Source organism: Hymenobacter sp. GOD-10R, from assembly GCF_035609205.1.
In the GTDB taxonomy this organism is placed as follows: domain Bacteria; phylum Bacteroidota; class Bacteroidia; order Cytophagales; family Hymenobacteraceae; genus Hymenobacter.
In genome coordinates, this window is the sequence record NZ_CP141184.1 from 4,257,155 (window position 1) to 4,269,049 (window position 11,895).

The following is an 11,895-nucleotide window of genomic DNA, read 5'->3' on the forward strand; positions in this document are numbered from 1 at the left end:
ATCGAATTCGCATTATGAAATCTTTATTTATTATAAATTCGTATCTCTTTTCTGCCCACGCCTTTTGCTCCATTTATGCCCGCTGCTCATCGTACGCTTTACGCCGCTTGGAGCGACGACGCGCTAGTACAAGCGCTCAGTAAGGGAGATGCTAAGGCATTTGAGGAAATCTATACACGCTACTGGTATCCGCTCTTCGAAGTCGCGCATCGTAAGCTCAATTCCCGCGAAGCTGCCGAAGAGCTTGTGCAGGAATTATTTACCGCTCTCTGGCACAAACGGGAGGTGCACACCATCAGTAAGCTGAAGCCCTATCTGCATTCAGCCATCAAGTACCAGATCATTGACGCTATCAAGTCAAAGATTACGCACGCGGGCTACCTTGCTTACACGCGCCCACATTTATCGGACCTAGACTCTACAACGGAAGAGGTAGTTGCGGTGGCTGACCTGTCGTTGGCGTTGGTTGCTAGCGTGCAACACCTGCCGGAGCACACGCAACAGGTCTTCCGCCTGAGCCGGTTTGAGCACCAGTCAGTTCCTGAAATTGCTGTACGGCTCAACTTATCGCAGAAAACCGTGGAGTATCACCTAACGCGGGCTATGAAAATGCTGCGGGTGAAGCTGAAAGACTTTCTCCCCTTGGTGCTTTTCACTTTTATCAACCATTTCTAGCTTTCTGCTTTCGCACACAGTCACATCGCGTGGTGCGAAGAAAGTTTTTATAGTACTTATAACCAGACAATTATTACAACCTAGGATTGTCTTTTATTTACAAGAGTAATTTTTTAACAACTTTTTTTCTTGAGGGGCTAGGGGTCGAAACGGATTGATCGACTTAATAGGCATACGGAGATTTTCTCTGCTATTCCTAGCGCATGAACCCAGCACAACTACAAGATCTTTTGCGGCGTTACCAGCAAGGCGACTGCACGTCCGAAGAGCGACAGGTAGTCGAAACCTGGTACGAGGAGCTAGGTACCCAAGAGAAACCTCAACTTCCGGAAGAGGAACGGCAGTTTTTACAAGCAGACCTCTGGAAGCGTATCGCTCACGAAACGGTATTAGTAGATACCCCTCTTACTACGAGTCAACCGAATAGCTGGTGGCGAACTGCTCCCGTCCGGTGGGCCGCTGCTGCCCTGTTAGCTGTAGGGCTTGGTACTGTAGGTCTTCAGCTAACACAGAACCCCATAGTCGCGCCCCAACAGCCCGCCATAACGGCTATTGCAACGACCCCAGCCTGGTCACCGGATGAGTTACTGGTTTACACCAATTCTACCAAGCAGCCCGCTACCTTTCGCTTGCCCGATGGGAGCATGGTGTTTTTATCGCCGAACAGCCGCTTGCAGTACCCGCAACAATTCACTGGCCCCAGTCGGCAGGTATATCTGACGGGCGAAGCGTCGTTTGATGTACAGCACGACGCTGCTCACCCATTCCGGGTGTATACGGATAAGCTGGTCACGACCGTCCTAGGTACTCTTTTCACCGTACGTTCTTACGCCAATCAGCCCCAGGTACTAGTAAAAGTGCGCCGCGGGAAAGTGCGCGTTACCCCTCGCCTGCCGGATTCGAAGCACCCAGAAGTACTATCGCCGACGCTCGCCAGCCTGGTCGTACGGCCGAATCAGCAGGCCGTTTATTCCGCCAAGGCCCAAGAGCTAACAAAGGAACTGGTAGCTCAACCAGTAATGTTGGTAAATCAACCTTTTGCCTTCGATGACCGCCCCGTTTCAGAAGTTTTGGCAGCATTGGAAAAAGCATACGGCGTTGACATCGTGTATGACGAAAACAAGCTAGCCAACTGCACGGTAAGTCTTGTGCTCAAAGATGAGTCGTTGTTCAACAAGCTAGCTATTCTCTGCAAAACGCTAGGTGCTTCTTACGAGCTTTTGGATACCCAGATAGTTGTCCATAGTCAAGGCTGCAAAAGCTAGCCTTTCCGTCTTCTTCCTTCAAACTAATACCCCACACCTTTTATGGCGAAAGTCGCACACCTTTTCTCCCCCACTCTGCTCTAGCAGCACATTGTTTTGCAGACTTGGTGCAAACGTTTGCGAGGTAGCATCAATTTCTGCAAGATTTTCAGCAGAGACCTCACCCTAATTCATCCCACATTCATGTCCTCTTCGCTACCATCCTCACGCTTCTCTTGCACCGTCAAGAGGCTGCTGCTTACGCAGGCGCTCAGTTTAAGCCTATTTACCAGCATTGCAGGCGCGCATCCTTCTAGTGCGCAACAATTGCTGGATCAACCCATTACGCTACGCGCTAAGGGTGAAACTATCAAGTCCGTTCTGGGGAAAATTGAAACCCAAACGGCTACTCATTTCCTGTATAGCCGCGAGCTGATCGGAGCCAGCCGCCGAGTATCCATTGATGCGGTTGACAAGCCTCTGGCCGACGTGCTCAACGACATGTTGGCGCCCCTGCAAATTCGCTACGAACTGGTGAAGGATGGCATCATCCTCAACCCCGTCGCTGCCGATGGTACCGTTACGGGCCGGGTAGTTGACGCCAAAGGTGAAGGCATCCCTGGTGTAACGGTTATCTTGGAAGGCACGACCCTAGGTGCGTCTACGGATGCTACCGGCGCTTATACGATTTCCAACGTACCCGCTGGCTCCTACACCCTTATTACCTCGTACGTAGGCTACAACGCCAACCGCATTCCGGTGAACGTAACCGGCGGCCAAACAACAACGGTAGCCAACTCTACCCTAGCTGAAAACACGACCCTGCTCAACGAGGCGGTGGTCGTAGGCTACGGCACCCAGCGCCGCCAAGACGTAACGGGGTCGGTAGCTACTGTTACATCGAAGGACTTTGTACAAGGCCAAGTAACGAACCCTGAGCAGCTTATTCAGGGCAAAGTAGCAGGCGTACAAATTACCACTAACGGCGGTGCCCCTGGTTCGGCTTCTACCATTCGTATCCGGGGTGGCTCGTCGCTGAACGCCAGTAACGACCCGCTTATCGTTATTGATGGCGTGCCGGTGGAAACCAACAACTTCACTGGTTCATCCAACCCGCTCAGCCTCATCAACCCGAACGACATCGAAACCTACACCGTGCTGAAAGACGCTTCGGCCACGGCTATCTATGGTTCGCGCGCTTCGAACGGGGTTATTCTTATTACCACCAAGAAAGGCGTACAGGGCGAGAAGCTAACGGTAAGCGTTAACTCTCAGACGTCTATCGCGCGCCGCTACAATTCGGTGCCAGTGCTTTCGGCCGACGATTTCCGGTCAACGGTAAACCGCGTGGCGCCTGGCAAAACGGGCTTGCTAGGTACTGCTAGCACAAACTGGCAAGACGAAATCTTCCGCACGGCTACTACCTTCGATAACAATGTCAGCGTGGGTGGTGCCGTAGGCAAGCTGCCTTTCCGCGCTTCTTACGGTAACCTAAGTCAGCAAGGCATTCTGATTACGAACCGACTGATTCGTAACACGGGCTCGCTTAGCCTGAACCCGGTGCTGCTCGACAACCATTTGCGCGTGAACGTGAACGTGAAAGGTTCATGGATCGACAACAACTTCGCCGACAATGCTGCCGTTGGCTCGGCCGTGGCGTTCGACCCGACGCAGCCTGTAAATAGCGGCGTGGAAAGCTACGGTGGCTACTTCGAATACCTGCAAAGCGCAGGCGGTGCCCCTCAGCTAAACGTACCGCGCAACCCCGTGGCGCAGCTTCGCCTGACGCGCGACCGGAGCACCGTGAAGCGTAGCATCGGCAACATCCAGCTCGACTACAGCCTGCACTTCCTGCCCGATCTGCACGCTAACGTAAACCTAGGATACGACATCACGCGCAGCAACGGCTCCAAGCTGATTGGCTCGAACTCGGCTGCTACTTACGTGAACGTGCCACTTGACCCCGCCAACACGAGCGTACGGGGTGGTTCATTTAACCGCTATACCCAGAACCGCGACAACAAGCTGCTGGAAGCTTACTTGAACTATACCAAGCAGTTCGGTAGCAACAACCGCTTAGAAGTACTCGGCGGTTACTCCTACCAGGACTTCATTCGGGAGGAGCCGGCGTTTGCTACCTACCTAGGCGACCAATCCACGGTGTTCAAAGCCGCTGCTACGAACCCGTTCCGCACTCAGTATACGATTATCTCGTTCTACGGCCGAGCCAACGTAACGCTACGCGACCGGTACATCTTCACGGGTACACTGCGTAACGACGCTTCTTCGCGCTTCTCGCCCGACAACCGCAATGCGTTGTTCCCCGCCGCCTCCTTCGCATGGCGTCTGAAGGAAGAGTCTTTCCTGAAAGACAATACGACGCTTTCTGAGCTGAAATTCCGGGTGGGTTACGGTATCACCGGTCAGCAGGATATTGTGGCTGCTGCTGGTAGCGACTATCCCTACATTCAGCGCTATTCGCGGAACGTACCCACGGCGCAGTACAGCTACTTCGACCAGACGACGGGCACGTATGTCTACCTGACGCCTTACTCACCGCAGGGCTTCAACCGTAACCTGAAGTGGGAGCAAACCGCTACTTACAACGCTGGTATCGACTTCGGCTTCCTAGATGGTAAGCTGAACGGCTCGATTGATGCCTACTACCGCAAGACCAAAGACCTGCTGGCCGTTATTCCAATCCCGTTGCTGACCAACTTCACCAACCAGCTCGTGTCGAACGTAGGTTCTTTGGAGAACAAGGGTATCGAATTTAACCTGAATGCCTCGCCCGTACAAAACGAGCACTGGAACTGGAGCCTGAATGCTAACGCCACGTACAACGTGAACAAAATCCTGTCGCTCGGTACGCAAGCGGCTGATTTCGTAGGCATCGAGACCAACAATGGTGGCACGGTAGCGGGTGGTACGGGTACCAACATTGGCATCTACAGCGTGGGGGCACCTTCTTCCTCTTACTACGTGTACAAGCAAGTGTACGGGGAAAACGGCAAGCCTTTGCAGGATGTGTACGCTGACCTCAACGGCGATGGCAAAGTGGACGTGAACGACCGTTACCTCTACAAGCAATCGGCGCCGCGTGTTATCCTCGGTTTCAGCTCAAACCTGAGCTACGATCGTCTGAGCCTAGCTTTCACGATGCGTAGCCTGTTGGGTAACTACAACTACAACAACATCAACTCGAACAGCGGTAACTACTACGGCATCAACGGCTCAACCAACTTCCTGAGCAATGTGACCAAGGACGCCAACAACACCGGCTTTACCCTGACGAGCCAACAGCGTTACTCTTCGGACTACTACATTCAGAATGCTTCGTTCCTGCGGATGGAAAACATCACGCTGGGCTACAACGTGGGCAAGGTGTTCCATGAAAAGGGGAATTTGCGCTTGACTGCTGCTGTTCAGAATGCCTTCCTGATTACGAAGTACAGCGGCCTCGACCCCGAGATTTTCAACGGGATTGACAACAACATCTATCCCCGGCCCCGCACCTTCACCTTCGGTCTGAATCTGAACCTTTGATTTTCCCACCCTCTGTATATGAAACTCTTTAATTCATCCCGTCATACGCTAGCGCTGGCTCTAGTCTCTTCGGTCTTGGTAGCCGCTTCTTCGTGCACCAAGGACCTGGACCGCGTGCCAACCTACGATCTTAGCACGGAAACTATTTACAAGGACCTAGCTGGTTATCAAGCCGTAGCGGCGAAGGTATACAGCGGCTTTGCCGTAACAGGTGGCCAGGGTCCTGATGCCACTACCGGTGACATTCAAGGTATCGACCAAGGTACTTCCGACTACATCCGGCAGCTGTGGAGTGCCCAGGAGTTGACCACTGACGAGGCCGTTATTGCCTGGAATGACCCAGGCGTACAGGACTTTCACAACATGAACTGGACTACCAGTGGCGTGTTTGTACGAGGCCTTTACAGCCGTATTCTCTACGAGGTAACGCTGTGCAATGGCTTTCTATCCGAGGCGACCGATGCGAAGCTAGCTGATCGTAATATCACGGGAAATGATGCTACCACGGCGCGGGCTTTGCGGGCAGAAGTGCGCTTCCTGCGGGCTCTCTCCTACTATCACGCGTTGGATTTGTACGGTAATCCGCCGTTCGCCACGGAGAACGACGAAATCGGTGGCACTACGCCGCCGAAGCAAATCAGCCGAGCCGATCTATTTAAATACATCGAGCAAGAACTCATAGCTATTGATGCTGACCTGGTAGCACCTGGCCAGAACGTATACGGCCGGGCTGATAAGGCCGCTGCTTGGACGTTGCTCGCCAAACTCTACCTGAATGCGCAGGTATACACGGGCACGGCTCGCTACGCCGATTGCGCTACGTACGCAAAGAAGGTAATCGACAGTGGCGCTTACTCGCTCACAACGCGTTACGCGAACCTGTTCCGCACTGATAACAACACCAGCCGCGAGATTATCTTCCCGATCGTGTACGACGGCAAGCGGACCCAAACCTACGGTGGTACTACCTTCATTACGCACGCCGCTATTGCCGGTACGGCCGATGCTAACTGGAACCCTGCTCGCTACGGCGTAGGCGGCGGTTGGGGCGGTATTCGCACCACAGCCAACCTCTACCAGCAGTTCCCAGATACGGCTGCCGATAGCCGCGGTAAGTTCGTGACGGGTGGTCAGACGCGTGACATTGTCTTGCAGACCGACTTCAAATATGGCTACGTGCCGATTAAGTTCAAGAACATTTCCTCTACCGGCGTAGCAGGCACCGACCCTACATTCGTCGACACCGACTTCCCCATGTTCCGCCTAGCCGACGTGTACCTGATGTACGCGGAAGCAGCCCTACGTGGTGGCGGCGACCAAGGCCTAGCCCTAACTTACGTGAACCGCGTACGCACCCGCGCCTTCAACAACACGGCGGCCGGCAACATCACCGCAACGAACCTGACGCTGGACTTTCTCCTGAACGAACGTTCGCGCGAGCTATTCTGGGAAGCTACCCGCCGCACTGACCTCATCCGCTACGGCCGCTTCACGGGCTCTACTTACCTGTGGCCCTGGAAAGGTGGCGTAGCAGCCGGCACGAGCGTACCGGAGTTCCGCAACTTGTTCCCTATTCCCTCAGCCGACTTGAGCGTGAACCGCAATCTGGTTCAGAACGCTGGCTACTAAGCATTTTGTAGTATTTCCCCGCTCCCGCTGGGGCGGGGAAATAACTTTCCTACTTCCCACCTCCTAGTTAGATAATCATGAAAAATTGGCTTACCCAAGCGCTGGCGGGCCTGTTTGCCATAGCAACGCTTTCTTTAGCATCTTGTGAGAAAGATGAAGTAAAGGCCACGCTAAAGCCTAACAGCACTCCTACGCTCACGGCTTCTACCAACACGGTAGCACTGCTCCAGGCAAACAGCGCGCAAACTGCCGTTACCTATACCTGGACGCCCATCACTGCCTTCACCTGGAGCGAGGTTGAACACCCCTATAATCCGACTGTTACCTACAATATCCAAGTAGATAAGCAAGGCAACAACTTTGCGGCGCCCGTATCAATTGGTGCTGGTGCAGGTCCTACCACGGTGCTCACCGTAGATGCTCTGAATTCGAGCCTGACGACCCTAGGTCTTACCCCGGGCACAGCGACGCCGCTGGAAGTGCGTTTGCAGGCTAGCTATGCTGCCAACAGCCCGTTATTTTCACCAACTGTTCCGCTCACGGCTACCATCTACAAGGCATGCGTACCACCTAACGCAGATACGTGGTCGATTATCGGACCCGCAGGTGTTGATTGGGACACGGATGTACAGCTTACTTACAATTGCGACCTGAAAGCCTACACCATCACGCGTGCGCTGAAGGCAGGTGCGTTCAAGTTTCGCTTAAACAAGGCTTGGACCACCAGCTACGGCTCTACCAGCACAAGAAATAGCAGCGGTACCGCTCCTATCGACACAAATCCGGGCAACGACATTATGGTTACAACCGCTGGCACCTACACCATTATTCTGGATCTGAATAATAAGACCTACTCTTTGAAGCAGTAGTTAAGTGCACAGCATCTAGCTCCAACAAAAAAGCCGCTGACGATCAGCGGCTTTTTTGTTGGAGCTACCAGGAGCTAGGGTCTGTTGGCTAGGTTATTCTAGGCGAACCGATTCAATATCTAAGCTAGGTGCCGTGCCATCGGGGCCGGCTACTACAATCAATTGCAGGACCTCAATGTCACTTAGTGTCAAAGGCTTTGGTGCGGCTGTGGTCTGGAAAGCGAACGGTAAAAAGCTAGGATATGGCCGCGGGATCAGCAATAACGCATCGGGTTGAAGACTGGCGAGTGGAACCCGAATTTCGCGCATCTCTTCGCTAACCGGCACAGCTGCTGAATAAGCAGCAGCTTCTTTGGTTGCCAGCACTAGCTTCACATTAGCCCCCGGCTGACTGGCCCGCGCCTTCACCACCAGCTCTTTGAAGCCGCTGAGTGCAGTCGCACGCGCTTGGAGCTTCTGACCTAGGTAGGCACGCAAGGCAATAGCCGGACCGGGCTCGTTGGCGAGCTCACCGCTACGGGGTGTGGGTACCAATAGACGCAGGTTCAAGGCGCCAGCAGCGCTGGTTACGTAGTCGCTGTAGCTGCTGCGGGCGAGTCTTGCCACGTCTACTTGCTCTTTGTCGGCTTGTGCGTTGTAGAGAGTTAAGGGCGCGTTAGCAGCTACCACGGGCACCTCCCAGTGTTCGGCGTGGAAGTAGTCCCAGTCGCGGGGCGTACCGGCAAAGCCACCGGGGAAAGTTAGGGCTTGCTCGGGCTTGCGCACCACTATCCAATACTGAAGCAGACCCGCGCGCAGTAGTTCGGCAGGTACGGTGGCCGTAGCCGTCAGCAACGTGGGGCGCGTCATGGTCAGCGTGCGGGTGGCACCGTAATACGACCGCGCTACGAGTACTACGCTGTCGGCAGCTTCCGCACCGGTTACCTGTGCTTTCACCTCTAGTGGCTGCCCAGCCGTAGCCTGCACAACGGGTGTATGAACTACTTGGACCGGCAGTTTAGTTGGTGGCGGGGCCACAAACTCACCTAGCTTGCGGTTACTCACAGTAGTTTGGGCGGTCCAGGCAGCCGTGTTTTTGCCAGGGCTAGCAAGCAAGTAGGCGCCAGGTCGCAGCACGACATTGCCACCGGTGGCGGTAGCCCGAAACGTATTACCCTCGCTCAAGCCCTGCACGGTGAAAGTTGTACCTAGGTCGGGTAGGGCGACGCGCATAGGCTGGTTGTTCCATATGATTTGCGTGACGATTTTTTGCAGCGAAGTACGCTCAAAGGGGTCACGCAGCGCCACGGCATCGGGCATCACCTCCAGGCGCCACACACCGGGAGCTAGCTTATCCAAGAAGTAAGCGCCAGTGCCTTGATACGCTACAATTGGCGACGAACCTACGCCCGCCACGTGCTGCAGACTAACGGCTTTGCGGGGCGCTGTTTGGGTGGTGCTGGTATAGAGAAACTCTTCGGCCGTGTTCATCTCGCTCAAGCCTTGCCGGTAGCTCACGTGGAAGGCGTCGAACACTGAGTCGGCGGGGTAACGAGGGAAAGCCTGGTTACGCTTCACGTCGTGAAATACCTTCGAGGCGATGAGTAAGCTCATAGCTTTGGAGGGCGTGTAGGCTAGGTTCAAGTAGTGGGTCTGGTATTCCGTGTTGGCGTACGCTATGACCATGGGGTCGTAAGCAAACTGCGTAGCCCACTGGAATCCTGCTTCGCGGAAGCTGCGAGCCATAAATGGGTACATCACCGGCTGCAAAATATCGGCCGACTCAAACTCGTACACCATCTTCGCCCGGCGCTGAAAACGAGCATCTTTCTGGTAAGGAATCGGGTACTGGTCGACGAAAGGCAGAAAATTACCGCGCAAAGTGTGCCCGCTTACCAGCCCCTGCGGATACCACTGGAAGGTCAGCCCATCCACATTCGCGTTCAAAATGGCTTCGTGTACGCTCGGATTTTCGGCGATGTTATAGAAAACTGGCTTGCGGCAACCCGTCGCCCGAATGGCCTGCGCCATGCGGTTGGCAAATGAGGTCACCTGCTCCTCGGGTTTGTGGTAGCTAGGTTCGTTGCACACCTCAAACGCAATGATGTCGGGGTCCTCGCGGTTGAGCAGCTTGGTGTAGGGGTTGCGGTGGTTCAGAAACTGCGTGAGGTAGTTCTCCTGCGCCTTGATGGCTCGCGGATTGGTATAAGCCTGCTGCTTGTTGTAGATGCTAGAAAAGCCTGTCCCCGTGTTGTTTGGCTCGGGGTAGGCATTACCCCAGTAGGCAATGGGCGTCAGGATGGCTTTGATACCACGCTGCTTGAGCTGCGCCAGCAGGTAATCGAGCAGGCGCAGATGCTCATTATCCTGGAGGTTGCCGAGCGTGTCAGTGATTTCAATATCCCACACGTGCACCCGAAAGGCATCCAGACCGAGGCGGGAAAGATGGTACACGTCCTGGGCAATGGCCTGCTCGTGCGACACGCCTAGCTGCTGGTGCGCCCGATACGCATAGGCAAACGGCGTGGTATAGTTTACCCCGAATAAGGCCACTTCCTGTTTGCCTTGCTGCCAGCGCAGCACGCCTTGCTTATCCACGTACACGTCGCCTTGCTTGCGCTGGGCGGTGCGCTGCGCCACGGCAGTATGTGCAACGGCACCCCACACCAAGCAGAATAGCAGGGTGATAAAGCTCTTGTTCATGCAAATAATTAACTGGTTGATTGAAAGATTTGTATTCGTTCGCGACACATCCTCTACCTTATCAAGGCGAGGTAGGCAGCCGCCCGGCTTCTGGCTTAAAGGCGCAAACAGCACGCAGGACCTAGCTTTTCTCGGCCTGACTGTTTCTCTTCCGCCTGTCCCTCTCCCCTATTTTCTATAGTCGGGTAAAAAGGCTTCATCCCTTGTTAGCCTCGAAAAAGAGAAGGAAGCACCTCTATATTTTTATCTACCAAAATCTTTTCCGTGCTTCGCTACTTCGGTTGCCCCGGTATCGTACCTAGATCAACCGTTTCTTTGTTTGCCCACTCTGTTTTTGCCTTGCCCATGATCCTTATTGCCGACGGCGGTTCTACCAAAAGCAACTGGTGTCAGCTCGATGACGCCGGAAATCGTATTTACTTCAACACTGAAGGCTATAACCCCGATTTCGTTTCGACGGAAGACGTGCTGGTATCACTCGACAAAAACCTTCCTGACACCTTACCGCGCGACCAAGTGCAACGCGTGTACTACTACGGCGCCGGCGTATCGTCGCGGGAAAAGGCAGAGAAAATTGCCAAAGCCATGCGCCAGACGTTCCACAACGCCGAGGTGCACGTCGACCACGACTTGCTGGCCGCAGCCCATGCCCTGCTCGGCGACGAGCCAGGCTTTGCAGCTATCCTCGGCACGGGCACCAACTCCTGCGTGTACGATGGCGAGAAAGTCTCTTACAACGTCGATTCACTGGGCTATTTCCTGGGTGACGAAGGCAGCGGCTCCTTCATCGGCAAGCGCCTGCTGCGCGACTACATGCGCAAGCTGCTGCCCGATGGCTTGCAGGAAATCTTCTGGGAAACCTACAAGCTGGAGCGCGACGACATCTTAGATCGGCTCTACAACCAGCCGTTGCCCAACCGCTTCCTGGCTAGCTTCTCCCGGTTCGCCTACGACCACAACAACATCAGCTACTGCCGCGAGATTGTAGTAGAAGGCTTCCAGGCGTTCTTCAAGAACATTGTGCTGCACTATCCTAATTACCAGTCGTACACCTTCAACTGTATTGGCTCGGTAGGCTACAACTTCCGCGACGCGCTGACGCAGGTGGCCAGCGAGCACGGCATGAAGGTCGGCAAGATCATCCGCTCCCCTATTGATGATTTGGTGACGTACCACACGGATTACAAGAAGTAGGACCTAATAGGAAACTACCTAAAGCAAAAAGGCCGGCCCCACATGGGAGCCGGCCT

At 54.4% G+C, this 11,895-nt stretch carries 7 protein-coding genes; 6 read left to right on the top strand and 1 reads right to left on the bottom strand.

Annotated features, from left to right (window positions below; translation table 11 throughout):
- Window positions 1-75: 75 nt before the first annotated feature.
- From SD425_RS17055 to SD425_RS17075, 5 genes are all read left to right on the top strand, one after another.
- A complete protein-coding gene (locus SD425_RS17055; RefSeq protein ID WP_324671148.1) occupies window positions 76-675 on the top strand; it encodes an RNA polymerase sigma factor in 600 nt (199 codons plus the stop codon).
- Window positions 676-878: 203 nt separating this feature from the next.
- A complete protein-coding gene (locus SD425_RS17060; RefSeq protein WP_324671149.1) occupies window positions 879-1,940 on the top strand; it encodes a FecR family protein in 1,062 nt (353 codons plus the stop codon).
- Between the two features lie 183 nt (window positions 1,941-2,123).
- Window positions 2,124-5,465, top strand: a complete 3,342-nt coding sequence (locus SD425_RS17065) for a SusC/RagA family TonB-linked outer membrane protein (RefSeq protein WP_324671150.1) — start codon at window positions 2,124-2,126, stop codon at window positions 5,463-5,465.
- An 18-nt stretch (window positions 5,466-5,483) separates the two neighbouring features.
- Entirely contained in the window at window positions 5,484-7,094 is a 1,611-nt protein-coding gene (locus tag SD425_RS17070; protein ID WP_324671151.1) for a RagB/SusD family nutrient uptake outer membrane protein, read from the top strand.
- 77 nt (window positions 7,095-7,171) lie between these two features.
- A complete protein-coding gene (locus tag SD425_RS17075; RefSeq protein WP_324671152.1) occupies window positions 7,172-7,963 on the top strand; it encodes a SusE domain-containing protein in 792 nt (263 codons plus the stop codon).
- A 93-nt stretch (window positions 7,964-8,056) separates the two neighbouring features.
- Here SD425_RS17075 and SD425_RS17080 read toward each other — a convergent pair whose 3' ends face one another.
- On the bottom strand, window positions 8,057-10,645 hold the full coding sequence (locus SD425_RS17080) for a cellulase family glycosylhydrolase (RefSeq protein WP_324671153.1): 2,589 nt from the start codon (window positions 10,643-10,645) through the stop codon (window positions 8,057-8,059).
- 315 nt (window positions 10,646-10,960) lie between these two features.
- Here SD425_RS17080 and SD425_RS17085 point away from each other — a divergent pair, with 315 nt between their 5' ends.
- The gene (locus SD425_RS17085) at window positions 10,961-11,839 is read left to right on the top strand and encodes an N-acetylglucosamine kinase (protein ID WP_324671154.1); all 879 of its coding nucleotides are present in this window, start codon (window positions 10,961-10,963) and stop codon (window positions 11,837-11,839) included.
- Window positions 11,840-11,895: the final 56 nt, after the last annotated feature.